The 17949-nt window shown below is 43.0% G+C and carries 15 protein-coding genes; 7 read left to right on the top strand and 8 right to left on the bottom strand.

Annotated elements, in window-relative coordinates; genetic code table 11:
- Nucleotides 1-40: 40 nt before the first annotated feature.
- The 3 genes from ACT3QN_RS06375 to hppD all read right to left on the bottom strand — a co-directional run bounded on the left by ACT3QN_RS06375 (nt 41) and on the right by hppD (nt 2688).
- Entirely contained in the window at nt 41-382 is a 342-nt protein-coding gene (locus ACT3QN_RS06375) for a 4a-hydroxytetrahydrobiopterin dehydratase (protein ID WP_444522113.1), read from the bottom strand.
- Between the two features lie 138 nt (nt 383-520).
- Nucleotides 521-1456: a phenylalanine 4-monooxygenase gene (gene phhA, locus ACT3QN_RS06380; protein WP_444522112.1), complete on the bottom strand. Its 936-nt coding sequence runs from the start codon at nt 1454-1456 to the stop codon at nt 521-523.
- A 131-nt stretch (nt 1457-1587) separates the two neighbouring features.
- The gene (hppD, locus tag ACT3QN_RS06385; RefSeq protein ID WP_444522111.1) at nt 1588-2688 is read right to left on the bottom strand and encodes a 4-hydroxyphenylpyruvate dioxygenase; all 1101 of its coding nucleotides are present in this window, start codon (nt 2686-2688) and stop codon (nt 1588-1590) included.
- A gap of 161 nt (nt 2689-2849) precedes the next feature.
- On the opposite strand from hppD, the gene ACT3QN_RS06390 reads away from it, so the two are divergent.
- The 5 genes from ACT3QN_RS06390 to ACT3QN_RS06410 all read left to right on the top strand — a co-directional run bounded on the left by ACT3QN_RS06390 (nt 2850) and on the right by ACT3QN_RS06410 (nt 8654).
- Nucleotides 2850-3797 (top strand): LysR substrate-binding domain-containing protein, encoded by a 948-nt coding sequence (locus tag ACT3QN_RS06390; RefSeq protein WP_444522110.1) that lies wholly within the window; start codon nt 2850-2852, stop codon nt 3795-3797.
- Between the two features lie 157 nt (nt 3798-3954).
- Nucleotides 3955-5151, top strand: a complete 1197-nt coding sequence (locus tag ACT3QN_RS06395; RefSeq protein ID WP_444522109.1) for an amino acid aminotransferase — start codon at nt 3955-3957, stop codon at nt 5149-5151.
- A gap of 282 nt (nt 5152-5433) precedes the next feature.
- Nucleotides 5434-6735: a fumarylacetoacetase gene (fahA, locus tag ACT3QN_RS06400; protein WP_444522108.1), complete on the top strand. Its 1302-nt coding sequence runs from the start codon at nt 5434-5436 to the stop codon at nt 6733-6735.
- Nucleotides 6736-6881: 146 nt separating this feature from the next.
- Entirely contained in the window at nt 6882-7457 is a 576-nt protein-coding gene (locus tag ACT3QN_RS06405) for a VOC family protein (protein ID WP_444522107.1), read from the top strand.
- Between the two features lie 144 nt (nt 7458-7601).
- Nucleotides 7602-8654, top strand: coding sequence for a TRAP transporter substrate-binding protein (locus ACT3QN_RS06410; protein WP_444522140.1), 1053 nt, complete (start codon nt 7602-7604; stop codon nt 8652-8654).
- Nucleotides 8655-8721: 67 nt separating this feature from the next.
- Here the strand turns inward: ACT3QN_RS06410 and ACT3QN_RS06415 are convergent, their stop codons facing one another.
- Nucleotides 8722-9579, bottom strand: a complete 858-nt coding sequence (locus ACT3QN_RS06415; protein WP_444522106.1) for an IclR family transcriptional regulator — start codon at nt 9577-9579, stop codon at nt 8722-8724.
- Between the two features lie 162 nt (nt 9580-9741).
- Here ACT3QN_RS06415 and maiA point away from each other — a divergent pair, with 162 nt between their 5' ends.
- Nucleotides 9742-10392: a maleylacetoacetate isomerase gene (gene maiA, locus ACT3QN_RS06420; RefSeq protein ID WP_444522139.1), complete on the top strand. Its 651-nt coding sequence runs from the start codon at nt 9742-9744 to the stop codon at nt 10390-10392.
- A 157-nt stretch (nt 10393-10549) separates the two neighbouring features.
- Here maiA and ACT3QN_RS06425 read toward each other — a convergent pair whose 3' ends face one another.
- On the bottom strand, nt 10550-12187 hold the full coding sequence (locus ACT3QN_RS06425) for a sensor histidine kinase (RefSeq protein WP_444522105.1): 1638 nt from the start codon (nt 12185-12187) through the stop codon (nt 10550-10552).
- Nucleotides 12188-12201: 14 nt separating this feature from the next.
- Nucleotides 12202-12888, bottom strand: a complete 687-nt coding sequence (locus ACT3QN_RS06430) for a response regulator transcription factor (protein WP_444522104.1) — start codon at nt 12886-12888, stop codon at nt 12202-12204.
- 368 nt (nt 12889-13256) lie between these two features.
- On the opposite strand from ACT3QN_RS06430, the gene ACT3QN_RS06435 reads away from it, so the two are divergent.
- Nucleotides 13257-13790 carry a Spy/CpxP family protein refolding chaperone gene (locus ACT3QN_RS06435; RefSeq protein WP_444522103.1) on the top strand — a complete coding sequence of 178 codons (534 nt, stop codon included), beginning with the start codon at nt 13257-13259 and terminating at the stop codon, nt 13788-13790.
- Nucleotides 13791-13952: 162 nt separating this feature from the next.
- Here ACT3QN_RS06435 and ACT3QN_RS06440 read toward each other — a convergent pair whose 3' ends face one another.
- Both ACT3QN_RS06440 and ACT3QN_RS06445 read right to left on the bottom strand, forming a co-directional pair.
- A complete protein-coding gene (locus ACT3QN_RS06440) occupies nt 13953-15539 on the bottom strand; it encodes a hypothetical protein (RefSeq protein ID WP_444522102.1) in 1587 nt (528 codons plus the stop codon).
- Nucleotides 15540-15594: 55 nt separating this feature from the next.
- Entirely contained in the window at nt 15595-17658 is a 2064-nt protein-coding gene (locus ACT3QN_RS06445; protein WP_444522101.1) for a hypothetical protein, read from the bottom strand.
- Nucleotides 17659-17949: the final 291 nt, after the last annotated feature.

Genomic DNA, 17949 nt, shown 5'->3' on the forward strand with positions numbered 1-17949 from the left:
GTGAAAGTATGAATAAATTGGTTTGCTAACCAAAAACCGACTACTTACCCAGTAAGTCATCGGTCTTAGCTGCCATGATAAAATCATTGCGATGCAAACCTTTGATACTATGCGACCACCAAGTGACCGTAGCCTTGCCCCACTCTACTAATATACCCGGATGGTGCCCTTCTGCTTCAGCGACATCTGCCAGTTGATTGGCAAATGCCATCGCTGCGACGAAGTTTTTAAATTTATACTGACGCTGTAACTGCTGAATCCCATCCACCTCAATCAATGACCAATCAGGAATTTGCGGTAGTAGTTCCTGTGCTTCGGCTTCATCAACTTTCGGTGCGCCAATTCGGCAAGCTTCGCAGCTGTTTTGTGATAGTGCTGTCATAATAAGTTCCTTTTAAGTTGTTTGTTTTTGATAGCTGTTTTTTTAATACTCGTACATCCGTGTTGAAATATCTGTACCGCTATTTTAATACTCCGTACTGAAATGCTGGTTTTCATGTTTGATTTTGCATTGACGTCTTTAACGAGTTTTTTCTGGATAGGTTGGCTCAAACAGCCCAAGCGACATAGCCTGTTTGACCGTCCCCATGATGTCACTATTGACGATATCAAATAAGGTATCTAGTTCATCTATAACATAGTAAATTGGTTGTATCTGATCGATACGATAAGGCGTACGCAATACATCGAGCAAATCAAACGCTCGGTGTTCTGGTTGGCGCTCTACTTGATGTGGGCTTTCACCTTGCTGATCAGAATGCTCTTTAAGCGCGTAGACCGTTTCAGAAGGTGAACTCAATATACCGCCGCCATAGATTCTACGATTTTCCACGCGACTGCCGACCAATCCAAACTCAATGGTAAACCAATAAAGCCTTGCTAAAAACCAGCGCTCCTCTTTGGTTGCGCTAAGACCAAGCTTGCCATACGTCTCATTAAAAACTGCAAACGCTGGATGAGTCAATAGTGGACAATGCCCAACGATTTCATGAAAGATATCAGGCTCTTCGATGTAGTCCATGTCATCGAATCGACGAATGAAGGTCGCTACAGGAAAGGACTTATTGGCTAATAATTTAAAAAATTTACCAAAACTGATGAGTGCAGGTACAGCTGCGGTCTGCCAACCTGTGGTCGCTTGTAATATCTCATCGATATCATGCAGTTGCGGGATATGCGTCGTCGGTAGGTTTAACTTGGTCAAACCATCTAGATATGCGGTACACGCACGATTAGACGTTTGTGCCGCTTGACGTGCAAGCAGCGCTTGCCACATCGCATGCTCATCCTTACTATAGTGAATATGACCATGACTATCTGGCTGGTGCGAGATGTAGGGCTGCTTTTTATTTGTCGCGTTAGAATGACTGGACGCATCATCGCTTTGTTTATTAGTAGTAACGCTATTGGCACCGATGGCGGTATTGAGAGAATCTATCTGTGATAGGCGTTCCATGCCTGTATTCCTTTTATCGCAATGAGGGCATTACCTTGTATTCGTGCTTGTAGGTAATGCACTTATTAAGGACAACACAAACTCCTTTTGTCTTGTCCATTGATGAAACGTGGTCTAAGCGTTAGACAATATTATAGGGTTTCAGTCTCTGACTGCCCGACTGTACCGCGACGTACTTGGTCACGTTCTATCGACTCAAATAATGCCTTAAAGTTGCCTTCACCAAAGCCATCCGCATAATCGCCTTTACGCTGAATGAACTCAAAGAACACTGGGCTACCCAAAATAGTTTCAGAGAAAATCTGTAGTAGCAGGCGCGGTGCACCGCCTTCTGTTGTACCATCTAACAAAATACCGCGCGTTTGCAAGTCGGCGACATTTTCACCATGATTTGGCAAACGCTCGCTGAGCATTTCATAATAGGCAGCATTTGGTGCAGTCATTAGCGGAATGCCAGCCGCTTTTAGCTTATCGATACTGGCAAACAAATCATCACTGGCTAGAGCAATATGCTGAATACCTTCACCATTGAAGTGCATTAGATACTCTTCGATTTGACCACCACCCTGCTTGGCTTCTTCATTTAACGGAATGCGGATTTTGCCATCAGGTGCGGTCATGGCTTTACTGGTCAATCCTGTGTACTCACCTTTGATATCAAAGTAACGAATCTCGCGGAAATTAAAGATACGCTCATAGAATTTTGCCCAGTACGCCATGCGTCCACGATAGACGTTGTGGGTTAAATGGTCGATCACTTTGAAACCATAGCCGACAGGGTTTCTGTCGATATCTGCAAAGAACTCGAAATCGACATCATAGATAGATTCGCCATCTTTATAACGGTCAATCAAATAGATCAATGAGCCACCGATACCTTTGATAGCGGGCAATCTAAGCTCCATTACACCAGTTGGTACATCTACTGGCTGCGCACCCATTTCCACGGCACGCTCGTACGCTTTTTTGGCAACTTTTACCCGAAAGCCCATGCTACAAGCACCAGCACCATGCTCTTCAACGAAGTAACTGGCTTGGCTTTTTGGCTCACGGTTTAGAATAAGGTTGATATCACCTTGGCGATATAGAGCAACGTCTTTTGAGCGATGATTGGCGACATGAGCAAAACCAAGCTGCTTAAACAATGCGTCGACCGCATCAGGTTGTGGAGAGGCGAACTCGACAAAATCAAATCCATTTAGTCCCATTGGGTTGTCAAATAAATCTGCCATTGTAATTATCCTTAATTTCAATTGGTAATAGAAAGTCGATGAGTAGTAAAAGTCGATAAAACGATTGGTAATCAATCTTTATTGTTGACGTTGTATTTATATTAGATTAGCTTTATTTATAAGACTAATTGTTTTTTATGATTTATTTATCAGGTTTACTTATGAATATCAGCATTCGCCAATTGACCGCATTTATCAAAGTCGCTGACAACGGCAGCTTTACTCGTGCCAGCGAACAGATGTATTTGACCCAATCTGCTGTCAGTGGATTGATTAAGGAATTAGAGACTGGCCTAGGTATCGTGTTGTTTGATCGCACCACTCGCCAATTGTCATTATCCGCAGTGGGACGGCACCTGCTACCACAAGCGCGCCGCATCTTAAATGAGATGCAGCTGTTTGAAAATGAAGCAAGTAGCTTGACCAGTTTGGCGCAAGGTCAGGTGCGCTTGGCTGTGTCACAGTTCGCGGCGTCTTCCCTGCCTGCTGTCATCGCCCAATTTTCTAAAGAATATCCAAATATCGGCGTCTCACTATTGGACTGCTCAGCAGAGAATTTGCTCAAGCATGTCCAAGATATCGAAGTTGATTTGGGCGTTGGTACCGAGCTTGGTATCTTCGAGGCAGAAGATGATATCGGTGCTGACTTGTTGTATCAGCTACCATTTTGTGTGGTTATGCCAGACAATCATGCACTGACACAAAGAGACGAAATTACTTGGCAAGATTTATTAGAGACGCCGCTAATTACCTTACAAGGTCCATTCCTTGATCAAGTAACCGCAGAGCTTGATGACGCTATATCCGATCACGTCCATCAGGCCCGCTACAAGGTGAACTTTATGTCCACCGCGCTTGAGATGACGCGACAAGGTTTTGGTATCACGCTGTGTCTGCCCTATATGCCTGAAGTTATTGATTGGGTTAGTGCCAATGGCCTGTTGATGCGCCCGCTCACTCAACCGGTCAAAATGCGTCAATTTTTTATCTATCAGCGTGCTTCAAGGGCGCTTTCTCCGGCGACGATTGCTTTTAAGCAGTTTTTGCAAAATTATTTTGCTACCCATTATAACGACCTGCATCACTCTGAATCATCGTCTACCGAATGACCGATAGCATTTAAAATGTGTTTAATAGACAGATAAACAATCTATTTGGATATTTATTTTATTAATTGCGTCATATAACTCACTATCGTATTGAGTTCGGCCGCAATTTGCTCTATGATTTTCTGCTGCTCGATTTATATTTTTATAAGGAAATGGCATGTTTGAACGTATCGATTATTACGCTGGTGATCCAATCTTAGGTCTTATGGAAAAATACTCAGCAGATAACAATCCTAATAAGGTCAATTTAGGCATTGGTATTTATTACGATGAGAATGGCGTATTGCCTGTACTTGACTGTGTAAAAACAGCCGAAGAGCGTATTGCGGATCCAATCGCACCGCGTCCGTACTTGCCAATGGCAGGTCTACCAGGTCACCGTAAAGGCTGTCAGGAATTATTATTCGGCAAAGACGCACAAGTTTTAAAAGATGGCTTAGTAGCCACTATCGCCACAATCGGTGGTTCTGGTGCGTTGAAAGTTGGTGCTGAATTTATCCATACATGGTTTCCAAAAGCTAAGTGCTATGTGAGCGATCCTACGTGGGGTAACCATATTGCTATCTTTGAAGGCTCTGATGTAGAAGTGGGTAAATACCCGTACTACGACAAAGCTAACAGCAGCATCAAATTTGATGAAATGATTGCGTTTTTTGAGACATTGAACAAAAACGACGTCATCTTGCTACACCCATGCTGCCATAACCCAACTGGTATGGATTTAACCCAAGCACAATGGGACACCGTACTCGATGTCGTTAAGGCTCGTGAGCTGATTCCATTCATGGACATCGCTTATCAAGGGTTTGGCGAAGACATGGATAGCGATGCTTACGCTATTCGTAAAGCGGTTGAGATGGGCTTGCCATTGTTTGTCAGCAACTCATTCTCTAAAAACTTGTCGTTATACGGCGAGCGTGTCGGTGGCCTATCAGTTGTCTGTCCAACTGTAGACGAAACCGAACGCGTATTCGGTCAACTCAATGCAATGGTACGCCGTATCTACTCAAGCCCACCGTCGCACGGTGGTCGCGTGGTTGATATCGTCATGAACGACGACCAACTACATGAGCAATGGGTCAGTGAAGTTTACGCCATGCGTGACCGCATCAAAGCCATGCGTCTAAAGCTAAAGTCAGTATTAGAAGCTAAAATTCCTTACCGTAACTTTGACTACATCACTCGTCAAAACGGTATGTTTAGCTTTACTGGCTTGACGCCTGAGCAAGTCGAACGTCTACAGACTGAGTTTGGTATCTATATGGTTTCTAACTCACGCATGTGTGTGGCTGGACTAAACACCAGCAACATCGATTATGTGGCAAATGCGATGGCAGACGTCTTAAAAGACTAATTAAGCTAATCTGCTTAATATCTTGCTCAAGATGTAATTTTATAAAAAATGAACGCGGACAAGAAAGGCTGAGCGATTGCTCGGCCTTTTTTTGTGCCTAGCATTTCGTCAACACCATTTAGTTATAACCATTCAATCACAACGCTAGCAATAAATTTTTAAAGAAGCTTTTTGCAGAAGACATTGCACAAAAAACTTGCAATCCATATATCAATAAATTACATTATACGTAAGTAATTAACTATAACGTAATTAACAATTTATATTAGCAAGGAGCAAATCATGTCAACGATTGACAGCACCCTCACCTCTTTTATCGATATCGCCACTGACTCTGACTTTTCTATTCATAATCTTCCTTATGGCATCTTTAGCGAGACCAAAGATGCTGCTGGTGATAACCAGTGTCGTGCAGGCGTTGCCATCGGTGAGCATGTACTTGATTTATCTGTATTAGAGACAGAAGGGTTATTAAGTTTGGATGGAGGTCCTTACTTCAACCAGCCTACTCTAAACGCTTTTATTGACTCTGGTCGAGACAATTGGACCAAGGCACGCAAGACTATTCAGACATTATTGTCTAACGACAATGACACCTTACGTGACAATGCAGACTTGCAAAAAAAGGCATTGATTAAACAAGCTGACGTCACCATGCATTTGCCAGTTCAGGTACCGGGCTTTACCGATTTTTACTCCTCAAAAGAGCATGCAACCAACGTTGGTACCATGTTCCGTGACCCAAATAATGCTCTGCTACCTAACTGGACCGAAATGCCAGTTGGCTATAACGGACGTGCCAGCACCGTCGTCGTCAGTGGGACTGATATCGTACGTCCATCAGGTCAGCTAAAGCCTAGCCCTGATGAGCGTCCTATTTTTTCTGCCTGTAAGCGTTTAGATTTTGAACTAGAAACAGCTTTTATCGTTGGTAAAGGCAATCATATCGGTCAGCCAATTGCCGTAGATGAGGCCGCTGATCATATCTTTGGCATGGTGCTACTTAATGACTGGTCAGCCCGAGATATTCAAAAGTGGGAATATGTACCTTTAGGTCCATTTAATGCCAAAACATTTGCTTCTGAGGTTTCCCCTTGGATTGTCACCATGGATGCATTAGCACCATTTAGCACGGCTTGTCCAACGCAAGAGCCAAAGCCACTGGCTTATCTAAATGAAAAAGCGAGCGACAACAGCTTTGATATCAACCTATCAGTCGAACTACTACCCAAAAATGCAGAAACAGCGACGGTCATTTGCGAGACCAATTTTAAATATATGTACTGGTCAATGGCACAGCAGCTTACCCACCACACAATCACTGGCTGCAAAGTAGACGTTGGTGACATGATGGGCTCAGGCACGATTTCAGGGCCAACACCTGACTCTTATGGCTCGATGCTGGAGATCGCTTGGAATGCTACCAAACCAGTCACGCTAGAAGGCGGCGAGACTCGCAGCTTTATCGAAGATGGTGACACCGTCATTATGAAAGGCTATAGCGAAAAAGATGGCATACGTGTTGGCTTTGGTGAAGTGCGCGGCAAAGTACTACCAGCGCTTAGCTTTGATTTTGATAAATAGTATTTCAGAAATAACACATACAGAGAAATAGCAAAATAGGCGTGAAAATTCTCATGCAGGCTGGTAGGAAGACAAACACGTTCACCTGCTCATCGTTATGTGAATAAAGCCAAATGAGTGACACGCCTTATCAAAAGGATATTGATATGAGCTTTCAAATTGAGAGAATCCATCATGTGGCTTATCGCTGCAAAGATGCCAAAGAAACCGTCGAATGGTACAAAAAAAATCTAAACATGGATTTTATTTTGGCCTTCGCAGAAGACCATGTGCCTTCGACTAAAGCCTTTGATCCCTATATGCACGTTTTTTTGGACGCTGGCAACGGTAATGTCTTAGCATTTTTTGAAGTACCCAACCAACCTGAGATGGGCTTTGATCCAAATACCCCAAGCTGGGTGCAGCATTTAGCACTAAAGGTTAAAGATCGTGACGAGCTAATCGTTGCCAAAGAGCATTTAGAAAATGCAGGCATCGATGTCATTGGCGTGACCAATCACGGTATATTCCACTCTATTTACTTCTTTGATCCCAATGGTCATCGTCTAGAGTTAACCTATGACGATCCCACCTCAGAAGATAAAGTCTCGATGATTACGGATACCATCAAGCAAGATATGCTAGACGAATGGTCTCGTACCAAACGCGCCCCAGCACATACTCAGTTTTTGCATAGTGATGAGTTGGCCGAAGCACGCGAAGTTGCTCCTGTCGGTGAATAACTAATTTTTCACTCCGTTTACTGTCTTTTTATCTGATAAATCAACCAACGCTTTGTACCTAAGTGTACTGATTGACGACTCGACCTATGCATTAGGTATCAATAAGTAGTAAACAATATCTCCCCATCATGAAAGGACTCTATGATGAAAATAAGAACCCCTTTAGGAATACTCTTAGCCGCCTCGATTGCGATAACTGGCTGCTCCAATAACGACCAAGCAGCAGGCACGTCTATAGATGCAGGTGAAGTGACAACGTTACGGTTCTCTCATTTTATGACCGCCACTGACAATATAAACACCGAAGCATTAGAGCCATGGGCAAAGAAAATTGAAGCAGACTCAAAAGGCCGCTTAAAGGTTGAGATTTACCCTTCTGCGACACTTAGCAAACCAGGCGCTACCTATGACGCTACTGCGAAAGGTAGCGTGGATATTGGTATGCAAGCACAAGGATATACAGCAGGGCGATTCCCTTTGACTCAAATTGTAGAGCTGCCAGGTATCACACATACCGCACAGCAGCAGAGCTGTATACTTCATAAACTATATGATGAGGATGTCATTAAAGACGAGTATGCAGACACTCACTTGCTCGCTTTAATAGGGACTGGACAAGGCGCGCTTCATACGGTTGATAAACCGATTCGCACGCCAGCTGATATGAAGGGTCTGCGTATTCGTCAGCCTTCTGCGGTTGCAAGCCACATTATCGAAGCGACTGGTGCTGCACCTGTCGGCATGCCTGCCAGTGATACTTATACCTCTCTACAGCGCGGTGTCATTGACGGGCTTAGCTTTACTTGGCAGCCCATTCAAGCCTTTCGCCTTGATGAGCTAATTAATACGCACACCAACATCCCTTTTTATAACTCCACCTTTGTGATTAGCATGAACAAAGAGAAATATAATAGTTTGCCTGATGACCTTAAAAAAGTAATCGATGACAATTCTGGCGCAGAGCTGGCAGCACATATCTCTAAAGTATTTGACGTCAGCAATGCCAAAGCAATGGCGGCTGCCAAAGAGAAAGGCGATATTATGATTGATATTCCTGATCCACTTAATGATCCAGATTGGAAAGGCCCATTAATGGAAGGCTCTCAGCATTACCTTGATGAAGTGAATGCAAATGGTCTAGATGCTGATAACGTATACGAAGAAGCAAAAGCGGCTAGTAGCACCTGTATGGTCTAAAGGGTACCTATCAGATGACTATGGCGTGAATTGAAGCCACGCACTAGCTTATAGCACCAAATACTGGCTAAGCAATTTGATAACGCTGCGCTATCGCCAGTATGTTCTCAACCACGTTATGTTGCTCGCTTATTGGCAATTGCTCTGTCGTTCCAATGATAGTGATAGCGTATTCTAACGATAAATTTTCGCTAGTAGTTTTATCACTACTCGTTGGTGGGTTAACAGCGCTACTGGCAAGCTGTGGCAATATCACAGGTATCGTAATGGCATTAATACCCATGAGCATATCGCCAGTCACTACTGCATAACCCTGAGTACGAATTTTTGCTTGTAATTGAGCAAAATCCTGCCACTTCTTGTTCATATCTGCGGCGGTATTACTCGTCTGCCATTCAGCTGTGACCAATGGCTGAATGACGGCATCAGGTTGATAACTGGCAAATAATTGTCCTGTAGCTGATGTCGTTAGAGGCATACGCGAGCCAATGCGAGTGATGATACTAATCGGACTGTTTGGCTCAACGGACTGAATAATAATTGGGCCTTCGCTAAACCATTTGGCTATTTGCACACCGCAGTTTAAGGTGTCTTTGATTTCATTAGCCACCTGAGTGAGACGTGCCAATAGATTGTTTTGGTTGAGTTCAGTATGTCCTAGTGATGCCAATGCATTGACTCTATCGCCAAGCCCATAGCGGCCATCATCGAGCTTACGCGCATAGTTCTTGCGGATGAGACTGACCAAGTAACGATGGGATTTTGCTGGATGCATTTGCATGGCTTCAGCGATATCTTTTAACATCATGGGCTCATTGCGATCGATTAGCACATCGAGTATCGACAGCCCAATCTCAAGCGACTGGACGCCACTTTGGTTTTTATTGGTAATAGAACTGTCTACAAGGGTTTTATCTGCTGGCATGATTTGCTCGATTCTGATGTACTTGGTTATTTTTTAATGATGGTTTACTTGTTAATAGTTTTTCGATAGCGGCTTGCTCGATCAAATATCAATGAGACACAGACCCTACTTCAGTAATATTTATCTTTATAAAAACACATCAACATAAGGACATGAATCATGATGACACTTTATGGCTACTTTCGTAGCAGTACCTCTTACCGTACTCGTATCGCTATGAACCTAAAAGGCTTAGATTACGATGATATCACGGTCAATTTGGCACAGGATGAACAGTTAGAATCTGCTTTCAAAGCGATTAATCCGCAAGGATTGGTGCCTGTCCTACAAGCTGATGATTTATTATTATATCAAAGTCCAGCTATCTTGGAGTGGTTAGAAGAGGTCTACCCTGAGCATCCATTATTGCCTGAGGATGCTGCTGGGCGTATGCAGGTACGAGCGCTAAGTGCCATGATTGGGTGCGACATCCACCCCATTAATAACCGCCGCATTTTACAGTACCTACGCAATGAGTTATCGGTAGATGAAGAATATGTGATTGCATGGTGCAATCGATGGATCAGTGAAGGATTTGCCGCTTTAGAGACACGATTGGCAGCGGATAAAAATCGCGGACTGTTCTGTTATGGAGACAGCCCGACTCTCGCAGATTGCTATTTAATCCCGCAAGTCTCTTCTGCTCGCCGCTTCAAAGTAGATTTGAGCGCGTACCCCAATATTGTCGCTATTAACACTCATTGTCGTACGCTACCAGTATTTGCAGATGCCGACCCTATGGTTCAGCCTGATGCACCAAAACGTGATGTTTAATTTTAGACAGTTTTTATAGGATACTTATCTTCTCGGTCAAATATTAAGTGACTTAAAGTAAATACTCAAAATTGATACTTAACATTTGGCTGAGCTTTGTTTTGCAATGAAACGCGCATCTATAATTATATAAATTACTTCTCCATTACTTATCTTTTTATCTGCTAGGTAGAACTATCTGGACTACTAACCCTTGAGTATCGTCTTGACGGTTATGAGCAATGATATATCCTTTATGCGCCATAACTACCGCATGGACAATAGCCAATCCAAGACCATAGCCGCCAGTATCACGGTGCCGAGCAATATCCAGCCGCACGAAGGGTTGAAAAATACGTTCTAGATCTTTGTCTGCAACACCGCCACCTTCGTCTGTTATATTAATCTGAACGGCTGGTACCTTATTGTCCATCTGTATTGCCTTTATTTCAGCAATCACTGTTGAACCCGCTGCCGTGTGCATAAAGGCATTGCGAATGACGTTTTCAAGTGCGCTATATAATTGCTCTGCATTTCCTTGAACTGTCCAAAATCCTTCCGAACCATCTAGCACTGAGGCTACAGGCGGTTTCCATTGCCAATGTACGTCTTTATGTTGAAACTCGAAGCAGACATCCTCTCCGATATTACTAATAATATCCGATATATCGACTGCCTCACTCTCCAAATTATCAACGGTATATCGCTGCATTTGTAGAGACTGAATATGGATAATCTGCTCAATTAGCTCATTCATCCTTGTAGACTCTTTGTCAATACGGTCTAAATAACGATTGGCATTGGGCGCAAAATCCCGAGTCAGTTCAGTCGCTACATCCAAACGAGCAAGTGGCGAACGCAGCTCATGTGAGATATCACTAAGCATTTGCTTGCGTGCCAGCTCGCTATCAACCAGCCTCGTCGATAGATGGGCAACGTCCTTTGCCAGTAGTCCTAGCTCATCCCCCCCCATCTTAGACAGTTCTGGGTTGGCTTGGTAATTACCATCAATCATACGATGTACTGTATTTTGTACACGGCCAATTCGCTTAGTCAGCGTACGACTGAGCCATATACAAACCAATACGCTAAAGATAACGATTAGTAGCAAACGTATCGGAAAATTACCTTGATGTAGCTCTACCACGTCTGAAAAACGCAATTGCGGACGCAACTGTATGATGATTGACTGACCATCAGGTAACTCAACAGACATATCGGCCAGTTCAGGACGAGTATTGATATCAACTTCTGCTGCACTACTTGCTGTTTTTGGCTTTAGGAATTCTCGCCAAAAAGGCGGCTCATTTCTTGGTCTCTCATTATCATGTTCATGTAGTCTATTGTCAGCGTTGAGACTTTCCGTGCCATAAGAATGATCATCAACGCTAGGCGATCTAGGCGACACTGGTCGCATCGGTTGTATCGCATGATCCATTATTTGCCGACCAGTTTGCAACGGTCTTTGCGCACGATCGTCTTTGTCACGATAACGCGGGAATATGATAGCGCCTCGCTCATCATAAACTCTGATTTGATTCATCAACTGGCGGTCTTGACGATACATCTGCCTTACAGACTCTACATCACCAGCCCGTAACGACGCGACCATCTCTTCACGCTTTATCAATAGGCTATCGATTTGTATATCCATACGAGAAATCAGATCTTTTTCAACCAACCAGCGCTCTACTACGATAGACAATACAGAGGTAATTAAAATCGTCAATAGTAGACTCAGAAACAGACGCCAAAATAGAGTAATTCTCACCTTAAACTTAGGTGCTTTTTTGAGGGTCTGCTCAGAATCTTTCATCGATATGTTCGTCATTACAGTACCAGTTGATAACCTTTTCCGCGCACCGCTTTTATTGGCTCATCGTGAAAAGATTGAAGTTTTTTGCGTAAGCGAGATACATGCACATCAAGGCTACGATCAAATGGCTGCAACTCACGCTGCAAGACATTTTCTGACAGCCATGCCTTACTCACCACCTCCCCTTTCTGTCTGAGTAAGGCCACGAGCAGATCAAACTCAGTACCAGTAACTTGTAACGGCACCCCATCTATCTGACAGGCACGTTGGTTTTGATCAAGATGCAAACGACTCTCTGGCAATGGAGTATGCTCTGATGCGGTCGTATTAGTCCGTTTAATCACTGCATTGATACGCGCCAGCAGCTCTCTAGGGTTACAAGGTTTGGTGATATAGTCATCAGCACCAAGCTCTAGACCAATGATACGGTCAATCTCTTCCCCTTTTGCCGTCAGCATAATGACAGGAATATCGATGATGTTTGGTAATTGACGCAGGACACTCAGCCCATCCAGTTTCGGCATCATAATATCGAGCACGAGTAAATCATAGACCGTATCTTCGTGTGCCAATGCTTTGAGTCGTTGTATGACTGCTGCGCCATCATGCACGCAGTCGCAACGAATGCCGTGATTGTCCAAATACTCTTGCAATAACTGGGTTAGCTCTTCATCGTCATCACCTATCAGAATGTTTGGCATGCTTTGCTCCTTTAATTTTTATTTATCTCTATTCAGCCCAATTGATGTATAGCAATCATAATATAAGAAAACCGTATACAAGTGACGCTGTGATGTGGTCAACAAATCGACGTAATAATATCTTATTATTAGTAGACTGTAGTTAACCACATTATCAGGCAAGCACTTGTCAATTTACCGAAAACGTTACTTTTCTTAATACTTCATAAATGTTCGTAACCTTCAACTGTCGTAATATACTTCTATCAACTGCAAGTAGTGCATATCTAAGATGACTGATCGTAACGAGCGATAACGTTCAGCAGATGATACTTGCTAGATAAAAATTTAGTGTTTATTAAATCAAACTCAATAGAATCAAGGATATTATGATGAAAAAATTACTATTAGGCTCAGTATTAGCAGCTTCTAGCATATTGACAGTGACTGCTTGCACCAGCGTTAACGCAACTACTGATACATCACCAACGGCGCAAATGCAAAAGAATCACAAAGATGGCGCGATGAAAGGCCCGATGTCAAAACTGGATCTGACAGCGACACAGCAAGCGCAAATCAAAGCCATCATGCAAGACAAACGTAGCAATCACACTGCTAATCGTGCAAAGCATCAAGCAGAACGCGCGCAAATGGGTCAGCAGATAAAAGCGCTAACCAGTGCCAGTACTTTGAATACTGCTGCTTTGAACCGTTTGGCTGATCAACAAGCAGCAAAAGAAAAACAGCGCTTTATCGAGCGTGTACAGACACAACATGCCATCGCTCAAGTATTGACCGCTGAGCAACGTGCGAAGATGGAACAGATAAAATCAGAAAAACAAGAAAAAGGTCGCAAACATTCAAAAGATCGTAAAGGCCATGGCAAACAGCATCAAGGCATGAAAGACATGCAAGGTATGTAGATTGTCCTCTATAGGCTGATTGGTCGTAACCTTTATTTATCAAGCCTATTGCTTTACTACCTGTCACTCTACTAATAGAAAAAGCGCATCGTGTAAACGGTGCGCTTTTTTTGACTTAAACCTATGTGATTTAATAAATATGTAACTCAATAGATTGGTCGGTTATTCAACCGAACCAAAACTCTCTCTAACCATCGGCAACATGTTAAATACCATTTTACCTACTCCCGTGCCATTTCCATCTTGGTAATACTGCAGCAGCTCTGGAGCATACTTTCGTAAATCAATACTATTGCTAGCGTTAGGCGTCTGCACATCACTTGGCAGATTGGGGAATACCAGGTCTTTAGTGCTAATAGCGGAATACTGCTGTAACACATCTATTCTCATACCTTCTTTGTTGTTCGCTTCGCTAGTATTATCTAACTGACGACGTAAGTGCTCCCATTTTAGTTGACCACGTTTGTCAAACCCATACAGTTCCTGTACTTCTGTATTGGCAACGGTCTCACCTGTCGTTGCTTCTTCATTCATTTGGCCTTTTATCATAGCCAGTATTTTTTGCACAACAGACTTACTGGTAAATGCCTTTGGATTTTGAATCGACTCAAACGCTGTCATCGGTTCCGATTCTTGTACCAGCTCTGGATATTGTGCACTGATCCGACTGTAGAAAATCTGCATATATTTCTGTTGCGACGCTTGATAATCCTCAAAGCTTTGTACTCGGCGGATGATTTGAGCGCTTGGTAGCATAGCCGATAGCTGGTGCGCGGGCAGTTTTGGAGACAATGACGCAAGTGAGCTAGGGGCAACATAATTAAACTGGCTAACAGGGGCCGCGTCATAAGTTGCATCTAACGCTGCAAAGTGACTTTTTATCACCTCACCACCAAACCCTTTAGGCAACGTACCATCGTCAATAGCTATTTTTAACCACTTGTTTTGCCATTTTGTACCGAGCTTATCGTCTAATAATTCTGAGTTTAGAATCGCAAAATTATCTGCCCAGAGATAAATATCGCCGTTTTTAAAGTCTATATAAATAGGCTGATTGATACTGCTGTGATGGTTGCGTGCTTGATACTGCGCACTAGCGAGCATCGTAGCCTTGCCTGCCATCGGTTGGTAGATACCTTGAGAATCGATAGAAAGCGGCTTTAATAAATACTCATCTAATAACTGTGCCTTCTTTTTATCTAGCGGTCTTTGTGTATCCTCATAATTATCGAATAACGCTTGATAATCTGGTGCTACTTTTACATCGCTATCGTATTGATGGTCATCCCATGCTTGATAGGCATCTGCGCATTCAAGATACGACTTCTTTATACTGTCACGCTTAGTATCATAATCTGCCGCTAGAATATCTTTGTTTTGCTGTTCGGCTTGCAGAACTAAAGCAGCATACGCTTGGTCATGTGCTTCTTCGCAGTGTTCGCCCACATAGTCTGAAGCCGCCATTTTCTCAGTACTAGTATCAGCATCTATAAATTGTTGATTATTAACAATTTCAAGATTGCCATGGTAGCTAAGGGATTGACGACGCTGTTTTTGTAGTGCTGTCTCTAATGTTTTTTTAGCAACGCTAGGTACTTGTTTTACAGCTACTGCGTTAGATTGGCCCAAGTTGGTAGACTGGCAACCTGTTAACAACAGTGCCCCTGTCAAAAATGCGCTGGTTATCAGCAGATTGCTTTTATTCTTCAACGGCAGACGTTGTGCAATGGCATGATGTACTGTTTTCATTTTTTATCCTTAATAGGTATGAGCGTAAATGCAATGAGATGATGTCTTTCGATTTCTATTTTTCAGTCATATCATTTTGAGCATCGTCAACTTGGTTCTCATCGACAGCATCTGCGCTATTGTCATTAGCGTTGCCATACTCATCATTACTATACTCATCACTGTCATAAGCGTCCTCGACACCGCTATCTTGATAGTCGTAGCGTGCATAACGAGCCGTTTGTAATCTGTCTTTTTGTGCGCGCTGCGTTGCTATCCATGCATTGCCATCAATAGGAGGCGTAGCGTCTGGACCAAAAGACTCTGTAAGCAATGGTGTCAAGGCATTATGATTGAAGCTGGCTTTGTCGTAACGCACTTGGTTTAGCACAGTTGTGGTCGACCCCATCAAATCACCACCTATATTGGCACGTTGCTGCTTGGCAAGCAGTCGATCTGAGCTGTCTAAGTAATAGTAGTTAACTTGATTAAATGAGATAGGACCGATAGCTTCGATAAGTTGCAATAGCGAACCAACATCCGCACTTTGATAGCCTTTATTGTATAACTGTACTTTAGCAAGTGCCTTCTTCAATGCAGCACCATCTGGATATTTTTCTGGATTGGCATCTACATATTCTTGCAGTGATTTCGTGACATACTTGAGCGTCTTTCCGATCATTTCACCGCTTTGTTGACTACCAAAATACACTTTCACTGCTCGGGTCGCACCGACTTCTTTAGCAAATGCATCACTACTGATATCGACTGCGCTAAAATGCTCAGGCGCGAGCTCAGCCATGCTGCTCTGTATAGCGTTAATCACCGCATCGTAGAGTACAGCTGGTGGCAACTGTGCCGTGACGCTGTCAGGCAAACCAAAGCTCACCGTATGTGAAGCCATCTGTGATGGTAATGGCGTATTCTCAGGATAAACGAACGCAACGATCGGCATGATGGCCGATGGATCAACGACGACATTGCTATTATTAAAATCAAATGCTAACGGTATCTGTATTGATGAGCTAATCGTTGGTGTGGCATAGTCGTAGCTATAGACACTTTGTATTTGGCGCTGCTTCGGACGGTATTGACTGACACTATTAAATGTTAAATGCTCATACTGATAAGCATTTTTTGCGGCTATCTGCTCAGGCGTACGGTGGAACATATCCAGTATATTGCTAACCATGCCTTTAGGTGACATTGGTAGGCTGCCACGATTTACTGGCTCTGTCTTAGCTTGCTGTTTTGCCATTTGCATGGCTTCATATTTTTCAGCCATTGTCTTTGGACTTAAATCCGACATCCCTGAGAGCATACCTTCAGAATTTCTGCTGTACTCATCATAGTCATCACTACTGTAATCATCGCTACTATAGTCATCACTATCATAATCTGCTATATCGTATGCGTACTCGTTATCACTGGTGGCATCACTGCTCGTAGGCTCATTCTCTCCTGCTTCAGCCAATATAGCAGCAATAGCTCTTCTTTCTGCTTCAGATTCTGTTCTAGACTTATCATAGTCACTAGGATAGTCAGACTCTATCGAGCCCTCATCATAATCGTTATAGTCATCATTGTATGGCTCATCATCACTTCTACTATATGCACTTTCAGGCTGATATGCATAGGTCTCTATAATCGTTCTAAGCAAACTACTCGAGCCTGCATCGATACTATCGGTATCGATAAATGGTGCTGAGCGATAATTGGCTGTGGCGACTGCGACATGCTCGGTGGCTAAGTGCTGACGAACGGCTGCAAGCAGGTGTGATTTGGCTTGATTTTCAGTATTTGGGTATTTTTCTTGATCAAACAATTTCTCATAACGCGCGGCCTGTGCGTTTTGACTGGCAGTAAAGGCTTGACCTTGATTCTGTGCGGCATCTGCAACACTAAAGTCTATCATGGTACTAGAACTTGAGGACGAGCTGGCTGGAGTTGATTGGCAACCTGCAAGCACAAGCGACGCACTACCAACCAGCAAAGCAATAGACGTCAATTTACCAGTTTGACATAGGTAACCATTGTTGTTTTTAATATTATTGTTTTTATGGTTATGATCAGACAAATCAGCAAGCGTAGTCTCAGAGTGGCGCTGTCGATTGCAGTTATTAATATGGTGTGATGACATAGGAATCTCTTTGTATAAATAGACTGTCGGCAATGAGTGTACATTAGTACCGTTATTTATATCACAAGACGTTACTATTTAGTAATATTAGCGAATATTTTTAAAGAACCTCTTTATTTATAGATAATGCTATCTATACAAAAGCTATCTTATGATTCGCTTCGTATATTTGAAATATAGCTGATAAAGCTAAGCGCTATAAAAGCGTACACCACAAAAGATAATAAACAACTTTCTACTATTTCATATTTTCGTTACTATTTAGGCTTACCTACTTCTTAGCTCTATTCT

The sequence above is a fragment of the Psychrobacter sp. AOP7-C1-14 genome, from assembly GCF_052376135.1.
Classification (GTDB): domain Bacteria; phylum Pseudomonadota; class Gammaproteobacteria; order Pseudomonadales; family Moraxellaceae; genus Psychrobacter.

Excerpts from the sequence above, each read along its gene's own strand:
- ACT3QN_RS06430 (WP_444522104.1), bottom strand. The coding sequence starts at position 12,888 with ATGCCAAACATTCTGATAGGTGATGACGATGAAGAGCTAACCCAGTTA.
- ACT3QN_RS06415 (WP_444522106.1), bottom strand. The coding sequence starts at position 9,579 with ATGCCAGCAGATAAAACCCTTGTAGACAGTTCTATTACCAATAAAAAC.
- maiA (WP_444522139.1), top strand. The coding sequence starts at position 9,742 with ATGACACTTTATGGCTACTTTCGTAGCAGTACCTCTTACCGTACTCGT.
- phhA (WP_444522112.1), bottom strand. The coding sequence starts at position 1,456 with ATGGAACGCCTATCACAGATAGATTCTCTCAATACCGCCATCGGTGCC.
- ACT3QN_RS06435 (WP_444522103.1), top strand. The coding sequence starts at position 13,257 with ATGATGAAAAAATTACTATTAGGCTCAGTATTAGCAGCTTCTAGCATA.
- ACT3QN_RS06395 (WP_444522109.1), top strand. The coding sequence starts at position 3,955 with ATGTTTGAACGTATCGATTATTACGCTGGTGATCCAATCTTAGGTCTT.
- ACT3QN_RS06410 (WP_444522140.1), top strand. The coding sequence starts at position 7,602 with ATGAAAATAAGAACCCCTTTAGGAATACTCTTAGCCGCCTCGATTGCG.
- ACT3QN_RS06405 (WP_444522107.1), top strand. The coding sequence starts at position 6,882 with ATGAGCTTTCAAATTGAGAGAATCCATCATGTGGCTTATCGCTGCAAA.
- hppD (WP_444522111.1), bottom strand. The coding sequence starts at position 2,688 with ATGGCAGATTTATTTGACAACCCAATGGGACTAAATGGATTTGATTTT.
- ACT3QN_RS06375 (WP_444522113.1), bottom strand. The coding sequence starts at position 382 with ATGACAGCACTATCACAAAACAGCTGCGAAGCTTGCCGAATTGGCGCA.
- fahA (WP_444522108.1), top strand. The coding sequence starts at position 5,434 with ATGTCAACGATTGACAGCACCCTCACCTCTTTTATCGATATCGCCACT.
- ACT3QN_RS06425 (WP_444522105.1), bottom strand. The coding sequence starts at position 12,187 with ATGAAAGATTCTGAGCAGACCCTCAAAAAAGCACCTAAGTTTAAGGTG.
- ACT3QN_RS06390 (WP_444522110.1), top strand. The coding sequence starts at position 2,850 with ATGAATATCAGCATTCGCCAATTGACCGCATTTATCAAAGTCGCTGAC.
- ACT3QN_RS06445 (WP_444522101.1), bottom strand. The coding sequence starts at position 17,658 with ATGTCATCACACCATATTAATAACTGCAATCGACAGCGCCACTCTGAG.
- ACT3QN_RS06440 (WP_444522102.1), bottom strand. The coding sequence starts at position 15,539 with ATGAAAACAGTACATCATGCCATTGCACAACGTCTGCCGTTGAAGAAT.